18 protein-coding genes and 2 pseudogenes are annotated in these 22,141 nt (G+C 65.7%); 11 read left to right on the plus strand and 9 right to left on the minus strand.

The window, feature by feature from the left end:
- A partial coding sequence (locus D3A59_RS16255) for a hypothetical protein (RefSeq protein WP_119156132.1) occupies positions 1-1,633 on the plus strand: 1,633 nt, incomplete at its 5' end.
- Complete coding sequence (locus tag D3A59_RS16260) at positions 1,614-2,048, plus strand: hypothetical protein (protein WP_119156134.1); 435 nt, start codon at positions 1,614-1,616, stop codon at positions 2,046-2,048. The genes D3A59_RS16255 and D3A59_RS16260, both read left to right, overlap by 20 nt.
- Before the next feature lie 72 nt (positions 2,049-2,120).
- Here the strand turns inward: D3A59_RS16260 and D3A59_RS26415 are convergent.
- A pseudogene (locus D3A59_RS26415) lies at positions 2,121-2,782 on the minus strand (transposase family protein); the annotation flags it as partial.
- Positions 2,783-3,675: 893 nt separating this feature from the next.
- On the opposite strand from D3A59_RS26415, the gene D3A59_RS16270 reads away from it, so the two are divergent.
- Both D3A59_RS16270 and D3A59_RS25455 read left to right on the plus strand, forming a co-directional pair.
- On the plus strand, positions 3,676-5,043 hold the full coding sequence (locus tag D3A59_RS16270; protein WP_119156245.1) for a radical SAM protein: 1,368 nt from the start codon (positions 3,676-3,678) through the stop codon (positions 5,041-5,043).
- Complete coding sequence (locus D3A59_RS25455; protein WP_157991559.1) at positions 5,036-5,749, plus strand: hypothetical protein; 714 nt, start codon at positions 5,036-5,038, stop codon at positions 5,747-5,749. Before D3A59_RS16270 ends, D3A59_RS25455 begins: the two co-directional genes overlap by 8 nt.
- A gap of 522 nt (positions 5,750-6,271) precedes the next feature.
- Here D3A59_RS25455 and D3A59_RS16275 read toward each other — a convergent pair.
- Entirely contained in the window at positions 6,272-7,207 is a 936-nt protein-coding gene (locus D3A59_RS16275) for an IS5 family transposase (RefSeq protein ID WP_119156138.1), read from the minus strand.
- Between the two features lie 319 nt (positions 7,208-7,526).
- On the opposite strand from D3A59_RS16275, the pseudogene D3A59_RS16280 reads away from it, so the two are divergent.
- Together D3A59_RS16280 and D3A59_RS16285 are read left to right on the plus strand one after the other, a co-directional pair.
- Positions 7,527-7,799, plus strand: a pseudogene (locus D3A59_RS16280) (flavodoxin family protein); the annotation flags it as partial.
- A 56-nt stretch (positions 7,800-7,855) separates the two neighbouring features.
- Entirely contained in the window at positions 7,856-9,520 is a 1,665-nt protein-coding gene (locus D3A59_RS16285; RefSeq protein WP_119156140.1) for an MFS transporter, read from the plus strand.
- A gap of 81 nt (positions 9,521-9,601) precedes the next feature.
- Here the strand turns inward: D3A59_RS16285 and D3A59_RS16290 are convergent, their stop codons facing one another.
- Positions 9,602-10,543 carry a LysR family transcriptional regulator gene (locus D3A59_RS16290; RefSeq protein WP_119156142.1) on the minus strand — a complete coding sequence of 314 codons (942 nt, stop codon included), beginning with the start codon at positions 10,541-10,543 and terminating at the stop codon, positions 9,602-9,604.
- Between the two features lie 113 nt (positions 10,544-10,656).
- Between D3A59_RS16290 and D3A59_RS16295 the strand changes: the two genes are divergently transcribed.
- Both D3A59_RS16295 and D3A59_RS16300 read left to right on the plus strand, forming a co-directional pair.
- Positions 10,657-11,307 carry an NAD(P)-dependent oxidoreductase gene (locus D3A59_RS16295; protein WP_119156144.1) on the plus strand — a complete coding sequence of 217 codons (651 nt, stop codon included), beginning with the start codon at positions 10,657-10,659 and terminating at the stop codon, positions 11,305-11,307.
- 1 nt (position 11,308) lies between these two features.
- Positions 11,309-11,953 carry a DsbA family protein gene (locus D3A59_RS16300; RefSeq protein ID WP_119156146.1) on the plus strand — a complete coding sequence of 215 codons (645 nt, stop codon included), beginning with the start codon at positions 11,309-11,311 and terminating at the stop codon, positions 11,951-11,953.
- A gap of 89 nt (positions 11,954-12,042) precedes the next feature.
- Here D3A59_RS16300 and D3A59_RS16305 read toward each other — a convergent pair whose 3' ends face one another.
- From D3A59_RS16305 to D3A59_RS16330, 6 genes are read right to left on the minus strand one after another with little or no spacing between them, the layout of a single operon-like run.
- Complete coding sequence (locus tag D3A59_RS16305; protein WP_119156148.1) at positions 12,043-13,494, minus strand: aldehyde dehydrogenase; 1,452 nt, start codon at positions 13,492-13,494, stop codon at positions 12,043-12,045.
- Positions 13,495-13,507: 13 nt separating this feature from the next.
- Complete coding sequence (locus D3A59_RS16310; protein ID WP_240636087.1) at positions 13,508-14,272, minus strand: ABC transporter ATP-binding protein; 765 nt, start codon at positions 14,270-14,272, stop codon at positions 13,508-13,510.
- Complete coding sequence (locus tag D3A59_RS16315; RefSeq protein WP_119156152.1) at positions 14,269-15,030, minus strand: ABC transporter ATP-binding protein; 762 nt, start codon at positions 15,028-15,030, stop codon at positions 14,269-14,271. The genes D3A59_RS16310 and D3A59_RS16315 overlap by 4 nt, the downstream gene beginning before the upstream one ends.
- Complete coding sequence (locus D3A59_RS16320) at positions 15,023-15,970, minus strand: branched-chain amino acid ABC transporter permease (RefSeq protein WP_119156154.1); 948 nt, start codon at positions 15,968-15,970, stop codon at positions 15,023-15,025. Before D3A59_RS16320 ends, D3A59_RS16315 begins: the two co-directional genes overlap by 8 nt.
- Positions 15,967-16,842, minus strand: a complete 876-nt coding sequence (locus D3A59_RS16325; protein ID WP_119156155.1) for a branched-chain amino acid ABC transporter permease — start codon at positions 16,840-16,842, stop codon at positions 15,967-15,969. The genes D3A59_RS16320 and D3A59_RS16325 overlap by 4 nt, the downstream gene beginning before the upstream one ends.
- Positions 16,843-16,882: 40 nt before the next feature.
- Positions 16,883-18,100, minus strand: a complete 1,218-nt coding sequence (locus D3A59_RS16330) for an amino acid ABC transporter substrate-binding protein (protein ID WP_119156157.1) — start codon at positions 18,098-18,100, stop codon at positions 16,883-16,885.
- 187 nt (positions 18,101-18,287) lie between these two features.
- Here D3A59_RS16330 and D3A59_RS16335 point away from each other — a divergent pair, with 187 nt between their 5' ends.
- The 3 genes from D3A59_RS16335 to D3A59_RS16345 all read left to right on the plus strand — a co-directional run bounded on the left by D3A59_RS16335 (position 18,288) and on the right by D3A59_RS16345 (position 22,138).
- Positions 18,288-19,232 (plus strand): AraC-like ligand-binding domain-containing protein, encoded by a 945-nt coding sequence (locus D3A59_RS16335; protein ID WP_240636091.1) that lies wholly within the window; start codon positions 18,288-18,290, stop codon positions 19,230-19,232.
- A 258-nt stretch (positions 19,233-19,490) separates the two neighbouring features.
- Positions 19,491-19,736: a hypothetical protein gene (locus D3A59_RS16340; RefSeq protein WP_119156161.1), complete on the plus strand. Its 246-nt coding sequence runs from the start codon at positions 19,491-19,493 to the stop codon at positions 19,734-19,736.
- A gap of 164 nt (positions 19,737-19,900) precedes the next feature.
- Positions 19,901-22,138: a sugar nucleotide-binding protein gene (locus D3A59_RS16345; RefSeq protein ID WP_119156163.1), complete on the plus strand. Its 2,238-nt coding sequence runs from the start codon at positions 19,901-19,903 to the stop codon at positions 22,136-22,138.
- Positions 22,139-22,141 lie beyond the last annotated feature (3 nt).

Below are 22,141 nucleotides of genomic sequence, written 5' to 3' on the forward strand. Positions count from 1 at the left end.
CGAGGCTGTCAAGCGCCGCGCCCTAACCGACAGCACCGCCATTTGTGCAACAGAGCCCCTCCACCGGCTCTATGACGCCCGTGAAGCGCTTGGCTTCACCCTCGTGGACCCAGAGGGGCTGAAGAGGCTGGCTGCGGCCTCGCCCGATCACGACGGTAAGCAGACTCCGTACATTCCGCCGCGTATCTGGGTGTACCAGGTGGAGCGCCTGCGCGAGTGCTTGGCGGATTTCCTAGAGCACAGGTCACAAGTCGAGGCGTGCTTCCGGTTTTGTCTTGACGCCTATATCGCGAACTACGGGTCGCTGGAGGTGGCGCTCACCTTGGGAAAGAATAGTCAAAAGAATCCCTTCTCGTTGACTTGCCTCCAATGGAAAAGCTGCACCTACCAGGGCAAGTTCCCTGAGACGGCCAGCCGCTTCGGCATCGCTGGCCTGCTGAAGAAGTGGATTACAGGGGGCCAGGAGATCGATTGGGTCTCGTATTTCTCGTCCTACCTGTCACTCGTTACTGCCGCCGGGCTGGCGTACATCGCCAACTTCACGCTGCAGCGCAAGGAGGAGGTCGCGGCGCTCAGAGCATCCTGCCTGCTCTGGGAGGAAGACGAGAAGCTCGGCCGGGTGCCTATCATCTGCGGCGAGACCACCAAGACCGACCCAGATTCGGACGCGAGGTGGGTGACCAGCCCGAGCGTCGAGATCGCCGTTGAGGCCGTCTCGGCCATTGCACGCTTGAGGATGTCGAGCGACGTTGCGCATCCAGTGATCCGCCCCAGCGCCTCGGACCAGGAGGATCCCTACCTGTGGAACAACGCGACCGAGCCTTGGAGTTCCGGATCAGGGAAGGCGAAGCCGTATGGCATTCGGTCGACGCTCGGAGACTTTTCACTCATCCTCAAGTCGTACCCGCTGCTGCTCGATCAGGAGCGGATGAGGATAACGGCCGAGGACTTGAATATAGCGCTGCAAATCACGCCCTCCCTCCGTCTGTCTCCCGACATCTATGCCGTCGGCGAGGTTTGGCCGCTGAGGTGGCACCAGTACCGGCGCACCGGCGCCGTGAACATGTTCGCCTCGGGGATCATCTCGGACAGCACGATGCAGCAGCTGATGAAGCACTGCTCGCGCCTGATGCCCCTCTACTACGGCAGCAACCACACCCGCCTGCACTTGAACCAGGAGGTTGAGAAAACCTTAGTGAATGCGATGTACGAGGCGCAGGCCAAGACAATCAAGAAGGTCTCCAGCGAAGAACGGTTCATCTCGCCGCACTCCCAGGAGCGCAAGGATGCGCTCGTCACGAGAGTGATCAGCGTGAAGACCGAGAAAGAACTGATCGCAATGGCAAAGAGAGGGACGACCCCCTACCGTCAGACTCGCTTGGGTGGATGCATGTTGGGTGGGGCCTGTGAGTACGGCGGCATCGAGTCGGTCGCGCACTGCGCGGGCGGAGACGGCCGCAAGCCATGCGCGGAAGCCATCTATGACCGCGAGAAGGAACCGCAGGTACGCGCCGACCATCGCCGAGTAATTGGGGAGATGGAACGGCTGCCCAAGAACAGCCCGCGCTACAAGGCGCTCGCTGCCGAGCGTGTCGCAATGGAGAACTACTTCAATGCCATTTCTGCCCGATGAACCAAAGAGCGCGGAAGAGCGCTTCCGCCAAGCCTTCGAGCGCTTGAAGGCAGGCGATCCGAAGGTGCTGCCACCTGGGACGCCCGTCACCCAGAACAATGTGGCCAGGGAGGCCGGCTGTGACCCGTCGGCCCTCAAGAAGGCACGATTCCCTGTGCTCATTGCCCAGATCCAAGACTACGTCGAGAACCACAATGGCGCCGAGCAGTCCACTGCCAAGAAGGCCAAGAAGCAGCGAAACGCCAACAGGTCCCTGCAGGAGCGGCTCGATGATGCAGTTCGACAGCGCGATCAGATTCAGTCGGTGCTTGCAAGTGCCATCGCGCACATCGTCGATCTGACTGAGCAGGTTGAGATTCTGCAGCAGGAGTTGGATGGGCTTCGCCCTCCGCCGATAAGGCTGCCCGGCCGTTGAACCGGCAGATCCTCCTTATGCAGTGCTGTTCTGCATCGCCCCGTGCAGCTAACTTAACCGGCGACCTGTTGAGGACTGCCCAGTGCGCCTGTACCTGAGGTGCTCGGCGAAGGCCATGCCATTGCCGGTCAGCACCGTGAGGATCTTGTACGGGAAGGCCTCCACAACCTCCTGCAGGAAGGCCGCGCCGTTGAGCTTCGTGGTCGTGTAAAAGAAGGCAACGTGGGTGAACTTCGAGACACGGTCGATCGCCAGGAACATGTGCAGCTTGCCCTGAGCCAGGCGAGTTCGCTGCTATCGATGTGCACGTAGCCGATCGGCGTCTCGGAAAAACGCCCTCGCTTGGAGTCCTTCTCGCTGCGCGGTAGCCGGCTGATGCCATGGCGTACCAGGCTGCGGTGCAGTGCACTGCGGCTGAGCTGCGGGAACGTCTCGCGTAGGCACCCCAGGACAGCGTCCAGGGGCAAGAGCGTCCTGCGCCGCAGCTCCACTACCGCCGCTTCCTCGGCTTCGCTGAGACTGGCGCAATGGGGCTTCGTCGTTCCGATCGGTGCATCGGCAGTCGTGGTCCGCCGTCGCCACTTCGCCACCGTCTTCTCGTTCAGCCCGTATCGGGCGGCCAGGGAGCGGGTCGTCTCTTGCGACGCTTAGAGTTCGGCTCGAATTCGCGGCGTCGTGCGGGCTGAGCCATGAAGGCTTGCTGCCTTAGCGCATCCTCCTGCTGAGCAGTCAATGATGCACCATGACTTCCCAGGACTGCACACCTAGTGCCCTCGGTCGGCGCCACACCGCCTGAAGCAGGCGCTCGTGACAGGAGGGTGATATGTAAAATAAAGCCATTACGATTCACGCCAAACAATTGAAATAAGGAAAATTTCTCTGGATTCCTTAAAAATGCACAGTAGAGGTGTGGTGTCAGCACTTCACTGGCTTGATAGTCGTGTTACATTCTAGCACTTTCAGTATCCCGATCTTCATGGTCCGCATTTCCCCCGCATCCTCGTCAAAGTCGGCCCTCAGCGTCAGAGACCGCCTGGAGTTGGAGTTGTCGTCGAGGCTAGAGCGCGTCCTGTCGGACGCTTGCGTGCCCCACTCTGTTGCCAGGACACCGGGAAGGCGTCGCGACAAAGTTGACATTAGTGTACTTTACTAGGCAGGCGAGACACTCTTGCTGAAGTTCAAGGCCAGACCGATTGATGGCAGACTTGAGGGGATCATCAAACGCAATGTCGGTAGTGCCAAGAAAGCCTTACGCAAAATCTGTGGACAGTTCTCCCGCATATGTACCTGAGAGCTCAATAAAGTTGGCCTCGCTGTTCATCTTCACCATCTTCAAGCCCCGCAGGATTTCAACATGCTGCAAGACGTCAGGGGTGGTCGCGTATACAGATTGCTGACACGGATGACATGCAATGCCTCGTCTCGCATATGTGGGACCTTCTGAGTTCTAAGGTATGTGGCCCGGAACCTGTGCAAGTTCACTCCTTCTTCAAGAACAGCTTTTGTGCTGCCGTCAATGTCAATGCACTAATTAAGTGCCTCGATAGGGGCAGCAATCAGTTTGTTAATTAACAAAACCCAACAATCCAACTCTCTGGTTTATTTCCAACCCCAATACAATCATCCCATGGCCTATCATATTTCTCACTCCGTAACCGCCCACAAAAACATTGATGGTGATTGGGTTCTATACAACTGGACCAATGGCGAGTACGCGTCAATCTATGATAAGGAACACCCGATATATAAAATAAAAGAACGCTCCGAATCTGTGGTTGAGCCCTTTTTATATCAGGGAAGCCATGATGATTTCAACTGGCTGCTGGAAAATAAATTTCTTGTGAAAAATAGGGAGGAAACAATAAATGAGGTGTTGCTTTCTTATAACAAAATTCGCTCCGATGATATTTTGCACCTAATAGTTTTGCCGGTCGATCAGGCCTGCAACTTCTCATGCGTTTATTGCTATGAGGATCATGCGCAAAAATCAAGAATGGGGGAAATGCATATAAATGCAATTCTTGCATTGGTGCGAAGAAAACACCCCAAAATGCTCCATATAGAATATTTTGGGGGCGAGCCGCTGTTAAACAGCAAATTTATTCTGGAGCTAAACAAAAGGGTTATGGATTTATGCAGGGAGATTGAGATAAGCTTCAAGTCTAGTGCCACCACAAATGGATCTCTGCTTAGCGAGGATCTGATAAGAGGCCTCTATGATAATGGATTGAGATCCTATCAAATTACGATAGATGGCCTCCCGGAAGACCATAACAAGCTTAGAATTGCCAACAATGGGAAGCCCACCTTTGAACTTGTTTGGCGCGCGCTTGCGTTAATGGCAAAAATGGAGGGGCTTGATAATTTGAATGTACTTATTCGAATTAATTTCAATGAAAAATCTGCCCAGGAATCGAAGAGATATGCCTTTATCGAGAAAATCAAGTCCTTGATTGGCAAGGACGGGCGCTTCTCTGTTCTCCCTAGGCAGATTGGGGATTACAGTGGCCTGAATGGATCCCCCAAACCTGAATCAGATTACCTTTGCTCACCAAAGAAAGGGGGCGCTCTAAAAGAGGATTACGAGCGCGACATTATAAATTCGGGACTTCGACTGGGTGACATTAGCACTTGGGTTGGCGTGGGTGGCTCCGCATGTTATGCGGGGAGGCCCAATAGTTTAGTTGTATTCCCAGATATGAAGTTGCAAAAATGCACGGTTGCAATTGACAATCCACTGAATACAGTTGGCGAACTAAAAGTTGACGGCACTTTGGAGCTTAACGGCAACTGGGATTTGTGGACAAGGCCCTCAATTTTTGGAAAAAATGAATGCAACACCTGCCATTTTTCAATGCAGTGCAACAGTTCGGCCTGCCCATTAATTAATATTCAAGAAAAAAAACAGATATGCCCGCCTGACAAACTCAACCCTCAAGACAAAGTAGAAAAAATTATATTTTATAATGAAATGATGGAGCCTGGAAATGAATAACAAATTTACGATTGACTCTAGACAGAAATTTACATTGCGCGCCAACGGAAAGGTCTTTGTTAAGCTTGTCGGAGTGAGTGATGGTAATGGGGAGATTTCGGTTGTCAGTCAATCGAGCGCAGTTGTGGCGTCATTGTCATTCAAGGAAGCCGAGGTTGATTTAAATATTAATGACCAGGAGAACTCCGAGCGTCAGAGGGAGCGAGCAAAAGCTTTTTTTGATTCCATCAATGGAAGAGAGGGGTTTTGGGGCGCAATAAAAGGCGTCATAAGCAAAGCGACATTTTTATCCGGCGAGGAGTCGAGCGATGATGGCGCTATTTTTGTAGAGGTAGCACTCCCGCCTTCTTTCAAAAATATTCTAGCAATTACGGAGAATGCCGATTTTTTGTTTGAAGGAATGGCTGTTGGGGAATTGGACTTGAGGGGCAACAACCTCAAGGCACGCTGCGCTCCAGATGTTTCCATTAAGAGCATTAATTTGGAGTCGAACAATCTTCGGCTTGAATTCTCTGCTACTCAAGAGCTTGCGGGAGCGAAAATAAAATCCAACAACGCAAAGATTAATGTTATGAGAAACGATGGGTTTGATGGTGTGTTTGAAGTCAAAGCCAACTCTTCTAAAATAGAAGGCGTCCTAGGGGGGGCGAACCATTCAAAAAAGATTTCCATTAAAGCTAACAACTTGAAGTTGCGGGTCAGTTAGTCTTGCCGGCCTTGCCAAATGGGGGTGCCCTTAATATTCCTGCATTGACGTCGGCGCCTGTTTGCGTTATAATCCATGACGCCCAATTGGCGTCATTTTTAAACGGGCGCGGCTTCTTGGTCGTGTTTCGTGTTTTTTCTTATTATCTAAATACTTTGGCAATGAAAAAAAGCTCTGTTAATTCGATCAAAAATAAAGATTCCCAAATTGATGTTTTCTGCAACAGCCCCGTAAATATCCCCTGCAGATAAAAAGTCGCGCCATGAAAAAATCGAACAGAAAGATTGAAGCCAAAGCCGACCAATATGGTGCCGATAAAAGCTGCAACTTCATTTGCTGGTAGTTGATTTTCGCCGACCGGCCTTGTCTTTTATTTGGCAAGGTCGTGATGCCTATACTTGCATTAAAAATTGCTTCAATAAACCGCACCTTTCAAGCTTGAGGCAGGTGGTGCTTGGTGGTGCCGGACGGCTCTGTTGCACAAATGAATTGAGAACGAGCTTCCCCTGACCCCGGACGGAGTTACGCCACGGCCATCGTTTGTGGCCGGCCGAGGGCGGTAAAGCGGTTGAGCAGTGCGGCGCGCACCTGCAACTCCGCGACCTGACGATCGAAGGTGCGGGCCATGACGCGCTCGCCCAGCAGCTTGAAGCAGCGCATCTTGGTCTCGACAAGGCTGCGGCGGTGGTAGCCGCTCCAGGTCTTCCAGATGCTGCGTCCCAGGCGCTGGATCACGCGCATCGTCTCGTTACGGGCCAGTGCACCCGCCGTCAGCTTCTTCTTCCACTGCCGCGCGTTGCTGCGCGTGGGAATCACGGCCGCGGCCTGGCGTTGCGCAATGGCCTCATGGCAGCTTCGTGTGTCGTAGGCGCCGTCGGCACTGACGCTGGCGATGGTCCCGCCCACTTGCTGCAGCAGCGCTGGCAGCATCGGCGCGTCGCCCACCGAGCTGTCGGTGACCTCGATGGCTCGGATCTCCAGGCTCTGCGCATCGATGCCCAGATGCACCTTGAGCCAGCGCCGGGCGTAGTCGGCCCCGTGCTTCTTACGCTTCCACTCGCCTTCGCCCAGCATCTTCACGCCGGTGCTGTCCACCAGCAGGTGCAACGCCGGGCTGGCCCGATAGTCGATATGGACCTGCAAGTCCTTCTGGCGGCGGCTCAGCGTGCTGAAGTCCGGCACCGGCCAGTCCAGCCCTGCGAGCTTGAGCAAGCTCTCCACCATCCCGATGCTCTGGCGCAGGGCCAGGCCAAACAGGCACTTCACACTCAGGCAGAACTGCATCGCCGCGTCCGAGAAGGTCCGGTTGCGCCCTCGCCTGGCCTGCGGCGCGGCCAGCCACTGCATGTCCCGGTCGAGCCACACCAGCAGCGAGCCCCGCGCTTTGAGCGCCGCGTTGTACTGCGCCCAGTTCGTGGTCTTGTAGCGGCGCTTCGTCTTGTCTTCTTGCTTCGTCACGCCTTCAGCCTACCGAGGCTGTCAAGCGCCGCTCCCCGGCCTGCCGGCACCGCCATTTGTGCAACAGAGCCCCTCCAGACCACCCTGTCAAACAGAACCTAGCGGTTTCTGCACGCATAACGGAACGAGATTGCGGAAAGGCATGAATTCTTTTGTTGCTACATCGATACGAAACAGAGGCAGTATTCTCCATGGACACAGAAGGTTAAAAAACCACCTTTTTTTGAAAAATCGCATGGACATCGAGAGTTGTGCCAAACTCCTGTCAGGACAAGGAAATCTCAAATGTCCATGGTTGGCAACTCGCGGGTGGCTAAGCCGCAGCTACTACCCGGCGCTCGGCCGCATCGAGGGCCGCCCCTACGCGACGCTGGTGTGCGCCGGCAGCGACGGCCGCGGCGCGGCGCGACAGATCGAGCGCATCGTCACCGGCTGGCGGCTGCGTGCCGTCGCCGAGCCGCTGATCGTCCTCACGCACGCGCAGACGCCCGAGGCGATCCTCGCGCCCAAGCGCATCGCTGCCCAGGAGCTGGCCCGCTGCGCGGAACTCGGCGCCGCGCTCGCGCTCGGCCTCGCGCTGGGCGTGTTCTGATCCGGCCGGGCCGGGGGCGTGCCCGCCCGGTGCGCGGACAAGCGCGCGCCGCGACAATGCCCTCTGCGCCGTCTCCCGATCCGACCGCCTTGAGCATCCCGCCCTCCGCCGAACCCACCCCGCCCCCCGCCCCGGCCCGCCGCGAGGGCACCGCGCTCGAGCCGCTGAGCGGACCGGTGTTCCGCATGCTGTGGCTCGCGTGGCTGACCGCGAACATGTGCATGTGGATGAACGACGTCGCGGCGGCGTGGCTGATGACCACGCTGAGCGGCTCCCCCGGCATGGTCGCGCTGGTCCAGACCGCCTCGACGCTGCCGGTGTTCCTGCTCGGGCTGCCGAGCGGCGCGCTCGCCGACATCCTCGACCGCCGCCGCTACTTCATGGCCACGCAGTTCTGGGTCGCCGGCGTCTCGCTGCTGGCCTGCGCGGCGCTCGCCACCGGCTCGATGACGCCGTCGCTGCTGCTGGTGCTGACCTTCGCCAACGGCATCGGGCTCGCGATGCGCTGGCCGGTGTTCGCCGCGATCGTGCCGGAGATCGTGCCGCGGCCGCAGCTGCCGGCGGCGCTCGCGCTCAACGGCGTGGCGATGAACGCCTCGCGCATCTTCGGGCCGCTGCTGGCCGGCGCGCTGATCGCGAGTGCCGGCAGCACCTGGGTCTTCGTGCTCAACGCGGTGCTGTCGGTCGCCACCGGCTTCGTCATCATGCGCTGGCGGCGCGAGGCCAGGCCGAGCGGCCTGCCCGGCGAGCGCTTCGTCGGCGCGATGCGCGTCGGCCTGCAGCACGTGCGGCAGTCGCCGCGCATGCACTTCGTGCTGATGCGCGTGTCGCTGTTCTTCTTCCAGGCCGCGGCGACGATGTCGCTGCTGCCGCTGGTGGCCAAGGGGCTGCCCGGCGGCGACGCCGGCACGTTCACGCTGCTGCTGTCCTCGCTCGGCGCCGGGGCGATCGCCGCGGCGCTCGGCATGCAGCAGCTGCGCCGCCGCTTCGGCCGCGACCAGCTGCTGCTCGGCGGCAGCCTCGTGCAGGCGGCGGCGACCGTGGGACTGGCGTTCGCGCCGAACGTCTTCGTCGCCGCGCCGGTGATGGTGATCAGCGGCGCGGCCTGGATCTCGGTGGCCAATTCGCTGACCGTGACGGCGCAGATGGCGCTGCCCGACTGGGTGCGCGCGCGCGGCATGTCGGTCTACCAGATGGCGCTGATGGGCAGCTCCGCCCTCGGCGCCGCGGTGTGGGGCCAGGTCGCGAACGTGATCGACGTGCAGGCCAGCCTGATCGCCGCGGCGGCGACCGGGGTCGCGGCGCTGTGGTTCGCCCGCGGCTACGGCGAGAACGTGGCGGAAGAGGAGGACCTGCGCCCGGCGCGGCTCGCGTCGCTGCCGGTGACCGCCGAGCCCGTGGACCCCGACGCAGGCCCGGTGCTGATCACGATCGAGTACCGGATCGACCCGGCGCGCGCGGCGGAATTCCGTGCCGTGATGGCCGAGACGCGGCGCGCGCGGCTCAAGCAGGGCGCGCTGTCGTGCGAGCTGTTCCGCGACACCGCCGACAGCAGCCGCTACATCGAGCACCTGATCGACGAGTCGTGGACCGAGCACCTGCGCCGCTTCGACCGCACCACCGCCGCCGACGCCGCGCTGCGCGAGCGGCGGCTGCAGTTCCACATCGGCGCCGAGCCGCCGGTGATCCGGCGCTGCATCGCGGAGCCGGAGGGGCGGTAGGACCTCGCGCCCGGGCGGCGCGGAGATCCGCCGGTGCCGCCCGATGACGGCCCTGCGGCTCGCCCGGAACCCCGCCGGGACTCAGCCCCGAGGTGCCTTCGGCCGCGTGCTCCGTGCAGGAGCGGGGGTGACGCGGCTGCGGTAGAACTCCACGAAGGCCCGTGCGAGCGGCGAGATGCCGCGTCCCGGCGGATAGACCGCATGGATCCCGCCGGCCGGCAGCTGCCACTGCGGCAGCAGCCGCAGCAGCCGGCCCTCGCGCAGGCCCGCCTCGGCGCTCAGCGAATCCAGCACGGCCACGCCTGCGCCCCCCTCGATCAGGGTGCGCAGGCCCCGGGCCGAGTCGACCCGCAGGCGGCTGCGCATGCGCACCGTGCAGGTGCTGCCGTCCGGCGCGGTGAAGGTCCAGGTCAGCGGTGCGTCCAGCAGGCTCAGCGCGACCCACTCCAGCGCGACCAGTTGCTCGGGGTGCGTCAGCTCCGCGCCGAGGCGCTGCAGGTAGGCAGGCGAGGCCGCGACCACCTGTCCGAAGTCACCCAGCCGGACCGCGCGCTGCGACGAGTCCCGCAGCCAGCCGACGCGAAAGGCCAGGTCGATGCCGGTCTCCACCGGGTGGACCACCTGGTCGCTCGCGCGCAGATCGACCTGCACCAGCGGGTGCAGCCGCATGAACTCGACGATGGCGCCGGCCAGGCCCTGCGCCAGGAAGTCCGAGGTGCAGGCGATGCGCAGCGCCCCGGCCAGGGCCTGCCGGCCCTCCTGCACCTCCGAGACGCTGTCCAGGATGGCCGCCAGCGGCGCGGCGCAGCGCTCGTACAGGGCGCGGCCGGTCTCCGTGAGCGACACGCGCCGGGTGGTGCGGGTGAAGAGGCTGGCGCCGACCTGCTGCTCCAGCCGCGCGACCGCGAAGCTGACCTTGGCCTTGCTCAGGCCCAGCCGCGCGGCCGCCGCGGTGAAGCCGCCGGCCTGCGCCACGGCAAGGAAGATCGGCAGCTGGTTGAGGTCGAGGCGCGCGGGGTCCATGCGAGAGATTGTATGGATTCCGATGACAGTGAATTCCGGACTGGGCTGTTTTTCCGAACGACTGGAGGACGCAAGATCACGCCATCGATTCACTCCCTCACGAGGTTTTCACCATGTCCGCTCCCCAGAACATCGCCCTGATCGGCGCCACCGGCTTCATCGGCAGCGCCCTGCTGCAGGAAGCCCTCGCACGCGGCCACCATGTCACCGCACTGGTCACGCGCCCTGAGCGCCTGCCGGCACAGCCGCGGCTGCGCGCCGTGAAGGCCGACGTGACGGAAACCGCGGCGCTCGCGGATGCGCTGCACGGCCACGACGCGGTCCTCAGCGCCTTCAGCGGCCACGCCCAGGGCGACGTGCGCGGCTACTACCTGCAGGGCGTGCGCAGCATCCTCGCTGCCGTGCGCACGAGCCGCGTGCCGCGCCTGCTGATGGTCGGCGGCGCGGGCAGCCTCGAGGTCGCGCCGGGCGTGCAGGTGCTGGACTCGCCGGACTTCCCGGCGCAATGGCGCGCCTCCGCCGAGGGCGCCCGCGACGCGCTGAACCTGCTGCGCACCGAGACCGGGCTCGACTGGACCATGCTCAGCCCCGCGGCGCTGATCGAGCCGGGTGCGCGCACCGGGAGCTTCCGCCTCGGCGGCGACCAGCTCGTCGTGGATGCCGCCGGCGTGAGCCGCATCTCGGTGCAGGACTACGCGGTCGCGATGCTCGACGAGCTGGAGCGCCCCGCGCACAGCCGCCGCCGCTTCACGCTGGGGTACTGAGATGACGGCGGCCGTGCTGCACTACCTCCACGACCCGCGCTGCGGCTGGTGCTATGCCGCCGAGGCGCTGGCCAGCACCGCCGCCGCGCTGCCCCTGTCGCTGCGCCTGCACGGCGGCGGCCTGTTCCCGCCCGGTCCGCTGCCACAGGCGATGCGCGAGCACATCCGGGTCGCCGACGCGCGCATCGCCGCGCTCAGCGGGCAGGTGTTCGACGCCGCCTACCTCGACGGCCTGCTGGCCGACCCGCAGGCCAACTTCGGCTCGCGCCCCGCGATCGCGGCGGTGCTGGCGGCCGAGGCGATCGATCCCGCCGCGGCGCTGCCGATGCTGCAGGCCCTCCAGCACGCCCATTACCGCCGCGGCCTGCACATCGCGGACATGGACGTGCAGGCCGGGCTCGCCGCCTCGCTGGGACTGGACCGGACGGACTTCGAGGCGGCGCGGGCGAAGGCGCTGCAGGGCGCGGTGGATGCGCACATCGCGCAGACGCGCCGGCGCATGGCGGGCTGGGGCCTGCAGGGGTTCCCGTCCTTCGTCCTGGAGCACGACGGGCGCGAGCAGGTCGTGCCGCACCAGGACTGCTACGGCAGCCCCGGGACATTCGCGGCACGGATCGGGGCACTCCTCGCGGCACGCCGGGGCTGAGCGGCGGGAGCGGCCCGTGCCGTCCGGCCCGTGCCGTCCGGCCCGTGCCGGGCGTCGCGGGCGCGAGGAGCTTCTGCCTGCGTCCCGCCTCAGAACGGGTAGTGGCGCGGACGGGTCTGGACGGTGATCCAGCGCAGCTCCGTGAACTCGGCCACACCGGCCTGGCCGCCGAAGCGTCCGTAGCCGCTGTCGTTCACGCCGCCGAAGGGCATCTGCGCCTCGTCGTGCACCGTGGGGCCGTTGATGTGGCAGATGCCCGCCCGGACGCGCCTCGCGACCTCCCAGGCCTTCGCGACGTCCCGGCTGAACACCGCCGACGACAGGCCGAAGGGGTTGTCGTTGGCGCAGGCGACCGCCGCATCGACGCCGGCCACCCGCACGATGCCCTTGACGGGACCGAAGGTCTCCTCGTGGTAGATGGCCATCTCCGGCGTGACGCGGTCGAGCAGCGTGGCAGGCATCAGCGTGCTGTCGGCCTTGCCGCCGCAGACCAGCGTCGCGCCCTTGGCCAGCGCATCCTCGATCATCGCGTTGCAGCGCTCGACCGCGGCCATGTCCACGACCGAGCCGAGAACGACCGGGCCGTGGCGGGGGTCGCCGAGAGGCAGGGCCCGGGCCTTGGCCGCGAGCCGTGCGACGAACTCGTCCGCGATGGCCTCGTCGACGATGATCCTCTCGGTGGACATGCAGATCTGGCCCGAGTTGGCGAAGGCGCCGAAGGCCGTGCCGTTCACCGCGGCGTCGAGATCGGCGTCGTCGAGCACGAGCACGGGCGCCTTGCCGCCGAGCTCGAGCACCGCGGGTTTCAGGTACTTCGCGCAGGTGCCGGCGATGATGCGCCCCACCCGGGTCGAGCCGGTGAAGTTCACGCGCCGCACGGCCTCGTGCGCGATCAGCGCCTCGACGATGGCCGGCGCGTCTTCCGGCGCATTGGTGAGGAAGTTGACCACGCCCGCCGGGAATCCCCCCTCGATCAGGGCCTCGACGATCAGGCCGTGGGTGACCGGGCAGAGCTCCGAGCCCTTCAGGACCACCGTGTTGCCGCAGGCGAGCGGGGTCGCGATGGCCCGCACCCCGAGGATCACCGGTGCGTTCCAGGGCGCGATCCCCAGCACGACGCCGGCCGGCTGGCGGATCCCCATCGCGAGGCTGCCCGGGACGTCGGACGGGATCACCTGGCCGCTGATCTGCGTGGTCAGCGCCGCCGCCTCCTGCAGCATGCCGGCGGCCAGATGCACGTTGAAGCCGGCCCATGCGGGAGAGGCGCCGGTTTCGGCAGCCATCGCGGCGATGAAGCGGTCCGCGCGCGCCTCCAGCGCGTGAGCGGCCTTCAGCAGCAGCGCCCGGCGCTCGGTCGGCCCCGTCTCGGCCCAGGCCGGGAAGGCCGCTGCGGCGGCATCGCAGGCGGCCCGGGCGTCGTCGAGGGTTGCCGCCGGTGCGCGCGAGGCGGCTTCGCCGCTGATCGGGTTGCGGCGCTCGAAGCTGGCGTTGCCGGTGGCCGCGCAGCGCTCGCCGCGGATCAGGAGGGTGGTTTCTTGCATTTCAGGTCTTTCGTCATGAGCGGGCGGCCGGCGTCGCGGCGCCGTCGCCCAGGTAGGCATTGCGGATCACGTCGGAGCGCAGCAGCTCGGCCGCGGGGCCGGAGGCGACCAGCCGGCCGCGCTCGAGCACATGGCCGTGGTCGGCGACGGCGAGCGCCTTGCGCACGTTCTGCTCGACCATCAGCACGGTGGTTCCCTGGTCGGCGATGCGGCGCACGATGGCGAGCAGCTCGTCGACCATGCGGGGCGCCAGGCCGAGCGACGGTTCGTCGAGCATCAGCAGGCGCGGCGCGCTCATCATGGCGCGCGCCACCGCCACCATCTGCTGCTCGCCGCCGCTCATGGTGCCGGCGAGCTGCTGGGCACGCTCCTTCAATCGCGGGAAGTCCTCGAAGGCCTGCGCGATGCGGCGCTTTCGTTCCGCAGGGGCGACGAGCCAGCCGCCGAGTTCCAGGTTTTCCGTCACCGTCATCTGCGGAAAGAGCGCGCGGCCCTCGGCCACGAGCGCGAGGCCGCGCTTGACCGCCGCGGTCGGGTTCGCACCCGCCAGCGGCTCGCCGTCGAGCAGCAGCTCGCCGCCGCGCGGCAGCAGCCCGGCGAGCGCGCGCAGCAGCGTCGTCTTGCCCGCACCGTTCGGCCCGACGATCACCGTCAGGCCGGGAAACACGTCGAGCTCCAGCGCGCGCAGCACCTGGAAGCCGGCGTAGCCGGCGGAGAGCGAGCGCACGGTCATCGTGCAGCCCAGGCTCGTCGGCTGAGCCTTCGTTGCGGTCCTCATGCCTGCGCCTCCAGCATCGCCTCGTCGGCCATCTCGTCGCCGAGATAGGCCTCGATCACCTGCGCATCGCGCACCACCTCGGCGGGTGTCGCGTCCGCGATCTTGCGGCCCTGGTGCAGCACCAGCACGCGCTCCACGTATTTCAATAGCGTCGTCACCGCGTGCTCGATCCACACCACCGTCAGGCCCCATTCGTCGCGCAGGCGCCGGATTCGCTGCGCCATCGCCTGCACCTCGCTCTCGGTGAGTCCTGCGGCCACCTCGTCGAGCAGCAGCAGGCGCGGGCGCGTGCCGAGCGCCATGCCGATCTCCAGCAGCCGCTGCTGCGAGGGCGTGATCTCGCTGGCAGGACGGTCCGCCAGTTGCGCGAGACCCAGCATCGCGAGGATCTCCGCCTCGGTGGAGAGCCCCGCCGCGCCGCGCCGGTGGCGGCCCGCGAACTCCATGCCGAAGCGCACGTTCTCGCGCACGGTCATGCCGGCGAAGACGCGCGGCGTCTGGAAGGTGCGCGCCACACCCTGCGCCGCGTAGTGCTGCGGCGCACGGCCGGTGAGAACCGTGCCGCCGGCGATCAGCTCGCCCGAGGTCGGGGAAATGACGCCCGAGATCGCGTTGAAGAAGGTGGTCTTGCCGGCGCCGTTCGGGCCGATGATGCCGACGAGTTCCCCGGCGCCGAACCGGGCGCTCACCGCGTCCACCGCGGTCAGGCCGCCGAAGCGCACCGTCACGTCCCGGGCTTCGAGCAGGATCTCAGCCATGCTGCACCTCCATCGCCGGGACTTCGTTCTTCTTCGGGCGCTTGCGCCACAGCGACGCGAGGCCGTCGGGCAGGTAGAGCACACACAGGATCAGCAGCATGCCGAGCACCATCATGTAGGCGTAGGGCAGCTGCAGCCGCAGCGTCTCGGCCAGCACGCTGAACACGATGGCCGCGACGATCGGGCCCCCGAGGCTCGCCGCGCCGCCGATCAGCGCGATCAGCACGGTCTGGAAGCCGATGAAGGGGTTGAAGACTGCGTGCGGGTCGATGTAGGTCCAGCGCACCGCCATCGCCGCGCCCACCGCGCCGGCAAATGCCGCGGTCAGCGCGAAGCCGGCGACCTTCACGAGGCGCGTGTCCACGCCGAGCGTCTGCGCGCGCTGCTCGTCGGCGCCGATGCCGGCCAGCGCCAGGCCGAAGCGGCTGCGGCGCACCACGATCAAGCAGGCCACCGCGCCGAGCGCGAGCACGAGCACGGTGAGGTAGACGGTGCGGTCCTCGGGCACGATCGCGAGCACCCGGCCCACGGTGCCGGAGAACTCCTTCTCGAAGTGCGTGACCGCGTGGCGGATCAGCTCCGTCATGCCGAAGGTCAGCACCGCGAAGTAGGTGCCGCGCAGGTGCAGCACCGCCGCCCCCATGATCGCGGCCACCAGCGCGGCGATCGCCGCGCCGAGCGCGATCACGAGCGGCCAAGGCAGGCTTTCGAGCAGCATGGCGCTGGTGTAGGCGCCGATGCCGAAGAAGGCCGAGGTCGCGAGCGACAGGTAGCGCGTGCTGCCGCAGAAGAGCGACCAGCTCACCGCCAGCGTCACGTACATCAGGCAGCTCAGCGCCACCGAGAGCAGGAAGTCCGACGCGAGCCAGGGCAGCGCGGCCGCTGCCGCGCCGGCCGCGGCCAGCAGCGGCCAGGGCGTCTTGAGGTTGAATGCGTTCATTTGGAGAACAGTCCGTTGGGACGCCACATCAGCACGGCGATGAACACCGCGTAGGACAGCAGCATCTTGAGCGAGGGGCTGGTGAAATGCATGCCGAGCGCCTCGACCACGCCGAGCATCAGGCCACCGGCCAGACTGCCCGCGACGCTGCCGAAGCCGCCGAGCGTAATGACGATCAGTGCGGTGACGGTGTAGGGCTCGCCCATCGACGGCGTGATCTCGTAGACCATGCTCAGCAGCGCCCCCGCCACGCCCGACAGGCCCAGGCCGATGCCGAACATCAGCGGGTGCAGCCGCTTGGTGTCGATGCCGACGAGCTGCGCACCGGTGGGCGACTGCATCAGCGCGCGCACCGCCTTGCCCAGCAGCGTGTATTTCAACAGCGCGATCAGCGCCAGGCTCAGCGCGAGAGCCACGCCGAAGACCATCAGCTTGTTCGCGGTGAAGCGCATGCCCGCGGCCTGCACCGGCTGCGACAGGAAGTCGTAGCCGCGCAGGTCGCCGCCCCAGATCACGAGGGCGGCGTTCTGCACCAGGAACATCAGCCCGAAGGCCGCCATCAGGCTGCGCGCCTCGAACACGTCCACGTTCGGAGCGCGCGCGGCGAGCGGCCGGAAGCACAGCGTGTGCACCGCCATGCCCAGCAGCAGCAGCGCGCCGAAGGCGAGGGGCAGGAACACGAGCGGCGACCAGCCGAGCGCCGTGTGCGCCCACCAGGTGAGGAAGGCGCCGAGCATCAGGAACTCGCCATGGGCGATGTTCATGATGCGCATCAGCCCGTACTGCAGGTTGAGCCCGATTGCGACGAGGGCGTAGATGCCCCCGGCGATCAGGCCCGAGGCCACGAGTTCGGCCCAGGCGGTCGGGCTCATCTCGCACCTCCCGCTGCGCGATGCGACAGCTTCATCATGCTCATGCCGCCTTCCATGCCGGCTTCGGGGCCACGAGCTTCGAGGTCGCGCGGTTCTGCGGCCACACCACCTCGAACTCGCCGTTCTGCCACTGGCTCACGGTGCCCGGGACCGAGGCGTTCTCGCTGCCGGCGAACCTGACCGGGCCGAGGATCGTGGCGAACTCGGTCTTCGCGATGTGCTCGCGCAGCGCCTTGCGCTCCAGGCCGGCCTTCGCGACGGCCTGCTGCAGGATCTCCAGTGCTGCCCAGGAATGGCCGCTGGCCCAGCGGTCCGGCTCCTTGCCGAACTTCTTCGTGTGCGCGTCGAAGTAGGCCTTCGCGCCGGGACTGGTCTTCGGGTTCCACGAGCCCATGCCGATCACGCCCTCGGTGCCGGGGCCGAGCACGTTGCGGTAGAGCTGGAAGGCGGTGCCGACCGAGGCGTAGAAGAAGCGCGGGTTGAAGCCGATCTCGCGCGCCTGGCGGCTGGCGAGGATGGTGTCGGGCGGGTAGGTGATGCCGATGAAGGCCTCGGGCTGGCGGTCCTGGATCGCGCGCAGCACCGGCGACAGGTCCTTGATGCCGAGCGGGTAGCTCTTGCGCTCGACCACCTCGATGTTCGTCTTCTTCAGCGCGAGGTTGAGCGCGGCGAAGTTCTCCAGACCGAAGAGGTCGTCCATGTAGACGATCGCGACCGTCTTCACGCCCTGCGCGACCAGCATGTCCACGAGCGCGCCCATCATCTTGTCGGGCTGCTGCAGCAGCGAGAAGAAGTAGGGCAGGTTCATGTCGATGAGCTTGCGCGACAGGGCCGTCGGCGCGAGCATCGGATAGCCCATGCGGTTGGCCAAGGGTGCTACCGCGAAGTTCATCGCCGAGCCCCAGGGCGGCAGGATCAGGTCGACCTTGTCGCTGCCCATGAGCTTCTGGTAGGTGCGCACCGCGGTCTCGACCTCGCTGCGATCGTCGTAGCCGATCAGCTCGATCGGGCGCTTCGTGCCTCGCACGTCCAGGCCCCCCGCAGCGTTGACCTGCTCGGCCCACAGCAGGTAGTTCGGCTCCTGGCTCACCTGCGCGCCGGCGGCGAAGGCGCCGGTGCGGGAAATGGCGTAGCCGATGCGCACCGGGCCGCCCTGCGCCTGCGCGAGCGAGGGCAGGCCGATGCCCGCGCCGAGGGCTCCGGCTGCGAGACCCTGCGAGAATTGGCGGCGTGTGAGGCCGCGACGGGAACCGTTCATCTCTGTCTCCTTGTGCCGGCGCACCGCGCCGGACCTTGTCGATTGGGATGAATGAATGCTAGGCAGGGACCGCAGCCCGGTCTTGCCTGCGCGTGCAGTTCGGTTTGCACGTCCGTGCACGCCGTCTAGGGCAAACCCGCAGCGCATGGAGGCGGCGCCGTCCGCCAGAGGAGTTCCCGTGAGCGAAATGAGCTTGTTCTCGACCGACGGCCTCGCACCGAACGACCGCCTGAGGCAGTGGGGCGGCGCGGTCTGGCAGCTGATCGGCGGCCTGGACTCCGACGCTTTCGGCGACGACAACTTCCAGGGCCGCATCGAGTCCGGCGAGGCCGGCGCGCTCAGGCTGTGCCGCCTGCAGGCTTCCCGGCATCGCGTGGTGCGCACGCCGCCGCAGATCCGCCGCAGCGACCGCAGCTTCTTCAAGATCGTCGCGCAGTTGCAGGGCCGCGCGTCGTTCGAGCAGGAGGGGCGGCAGGTCTGGCTGTCGCCGGGCGAATGGAGCCTCTACGACACGACGCGCGCCTACACGGTGATCAATCCCGAGCCGGTGGAGCAGCTGGTCATCGTCGTGCCGAAGGAGCAGATGCCACGGGGCCACCTGCCGCTGCAGGACCTGATGGTGCAGCGCTTCTCGGGCAGCTCGGGCGTGAGCCGTCTCGCATGGGAGACGATGCTCTCCACGCACCACGAGATGCCCGGGATGCCCTCGGCCACTGCGGATGGCGTTGCCGACGTCATCGTCCAGCTCGTTCACATGACGCTGCTCGAGCGCGCCGGTCGCGGCACCGCACTGACCCAACGCGAGGCGCTGCGCGACCGCTTCAAGTCCTATGTGGCGCGGCACCTGCACGATCCGTCGCTCAACGTGGAGCAGATCGCGCAGGCACTGGGATGCAGCCGCCGCCATCTCTACAACGCCCTGGCGGAGGAGTCCGACGGGGTGGTCGGGTACATCATGGCCCAGAGGCTCGCTGCCTGCCGCAAGGAACTGCTCAGCGGAGACGCCTCCGAGCGGACGATCACCGAGATCGCGCTGACTTTCGGTTTTGCAAACGTCGCGCATTTCAGCCGTGTCTTCAAGGAGAAATACGGCTGCACGCCGAGCGAATGCCGTAGCGGCGAGGTGACCTGACCGCGGGGGACACTCCCTGCGTATCCGGCGGAGAAGGCGCATCGGGCCTGGTCGGGAATGGCCCGCCCCCCATGAGGTCGGCTGCCACCGGCCGGTGACGCGGACCCTGCCACCCGCCGTGGAGCGCGTGATGGCGCCTCTGGAAAGCCGGCGGTCCCACCGGGCCCTGGCAGGCCCGGGCTCGCCCCCCGGCAGGAAGTCCGGTTCGACGAGGCACGCCCCTTGCCGATGGCTTGTCACCATCGAACGGGGAGCGGCATGTACCTCATCTACGGAATTTGCGGACGCGGCCGGCTGAGACGCCGGGAGCTGCTGGGCATGGAGGCGGACGAGTCGCTGGCGCGGGAGCGGGCACGGGCGGTCGCCTGCCTGGCCGCCTACTCGGCCATCGTCCAGGACACCCTGGCAGGGACGATCTTCGTCTACCCGCACTCGAGGCAATTCAGATGGCCCCGCTACGGCTCGACCGCCCAGGTGATACCGCTGCAGCGCCAGCCCCACTGAGGCCCCCTGCCGCCCGGCAGAAGGCCCTTGCGGCGCACCCCTCGCGCCCGGCACCGGACGCGTCTGTCCGCAGGGCGCACCGCAGGCGACGGACCGCGCGGACACGTCCGCGCGCCGGCAGCACCTGAACCACGGCACCCAGCCCCATCCAACACAGGAATCCGATGAACGAAGCAAGCCAACCGGCACCTCATGGACAGATCGAGTTGTGGGGCGGACTCGAATGCACTGTCAACCGCGTGCTGGACGAATACTTCAGCCAGATGGAGAGGAACGGCCACGCCACCCGGCGGGACGACCTGGAGCGTTTCGCGTCGCTCGGCATCCGCGCCATCCGCTACCCCGTGCTGTGGGAGCGCACCGCGCCCGAGGGACTCGACCGCGCCGACTGGTCCTGGCCGGACGAGCGGCTGCCCGCGCTGCGCGATCTCGGCGTCGCCCCGATCGTCGGCCTCGTGCACCACGGCAGCGGGCCGCGCCACACCAGCCTCGTCGACCCCGGCTTCGCGGAGCAGCTCGCGGAATTCGCCGGCGCGGTCGCGCGGCGCTACCCCTGGGTCGAGCTCTACACGCCGGTGAACGAGCCGCTCACCACCGCCCGCTTCAGCGGTCTGTACGGCGTGTGGTACCCGCACGGCCGCGACGAGCGCTCCTTCATCCAGGCCCTGCTGAACCAGTGCCGCGCCGTGGTGCTGTCGATGCGCGCGATCCGGGAGGTCAACCCGCAGGCGAAGCTCGTGCAGACCGACGACCTGGGCAAGACCTACGGCACGCCCGAGCTCGCCGAGCTGAGCGACTTCTACAACGAGCGCCGCTGGCTGTCCTGGGACCTGCTGTGCGGCAAGGTGGACCCGGAACACCCGCTGTGGGAGTACCTGTGCGCCACCGGCATCGACGCCGCCGAGTTCCTGTGGTTCCGCGACAACCCCTGCCCGCCCGACGTCATCGGCGTCAACTACTACATCACCAGCGAGCGCTGGATCGACCACCGCGTCGAGCGCTATCCCGAGCGCTACGTCGGCACCTACCGCGGCCACCACCATGCCGACATCGAGGCGCCCCGCGCGCTCGCGAGCCCGATGCCCGGCATCGGCCCGCTGCTGCAGGAGGCCTGGGAGCGCTACCGGCTGCCGATCGCGGTGACCGAGGCGCACATCGACGCCAACCGCGAGGACCAGCTGCGCTGGCTGCTGGAGATCTGGGAGGCGGCGAAGGCGGTGCGGCAGCAGGGCGCCGACGTGCGCGCCGTCACCGTCTGGGCCCTGCTCGGCTCCTACGACTGGAACTGCCTCGTCACCGCCTGCAAGGGCTACTACGAGCCGGGCCCGTTCGACGCGCGCTCGGAACGGCCGCGCCCCACCGCGGTGGCGAGCCTGATGCGGGAGCTGTCGGCGGGACGCCCGCTGTCGCACCCCGTGCTGCAGGGACAGGGCTGGTGGCGGCGGCCCGGCAGGTTCTTCTGCCCTCCGGTGGACACCCTCGTCACCGCGTCCGCCCATGCGGCAACGCATCGGGTCGGGGGGGAAACCGGGGTCCAGCCGATCCTGATCACCGGCGCCTCGGGCACGCTGGGACGGGCGTTCGCCCGCATCTGCGAATCCCGCAACCTCACCTACCGGCTCATCGGCCGGCAGGAGATGGACATCGCCAACCCCGCGTCGGTGGAGCGCGCGATCGAGAAATACCGGCCCTGGGCCATCATCAACGCCAGCGGCTACGTCAGGATCGACGAGGCGGAGCTCGAGCGGGAACGGTGCTTCCGCGAGAACACGCAGGGCCCGTCGCTGCTCGCGATCGCCTGCGTGCGGCACGGCATCCAGCTGATGACCTTCTCGAGCGACCTGGTGTTCGACGGGCGGCAGGGCGCGCCCTACGTGGAGACGGACGACGTCTCGCCGATCAACGTCTACGGCATGAGCAAGGCCGAGGCCGAGCGCCGGGTGCTGGACACGCACCCCGAGTCGCTCGTGGTGCGCACCAGCGCGTTCTTCGGTCCCTGGGACGAACACAACTTCCTCACCCGCGCGCTGCGCACGCTCGCCTCGGGCTCGCGCTTCGTCGCGGCCAACGACGTGACCGTGTCGCCCACCTACGTGCCCGACCTGGTGAACGTCTGCCTCGACCTGCTGATCGACAAGGAAAAGGGCATCTGGCACCTGACCCACGCCGAACCGGTCACGTGGGCCGATCTGGCGCTGAAGGCAAGCCAGCTGGCGGGCCTCGATGCCAGCCGGCTGGAGGCAAGGGCATTCGCCGGTCTCGGCCGCGGCGCGCCCCGCCCGAGCTACAGCGCCCTGCGCAGCGCGAACGCCGTGCTGCTGCCGAGGCTCGACGACGCGCTGTCGCGCTACCTGCAGCAGCGCTCGCCCGCGCAGGACCTGCCGGGGCAGGCGGTGGGCTGAGAC

It is taken from the genome of Caldimonas tepidiphila (assembly GCF_003569765.1).
Lineage (GTDB): Bacteria > Pseudomonadota > Gammaproteobacteria > Burkholderiales > Burkholderiaceae_C > Caldimonas > Caldimonas tepidiphila.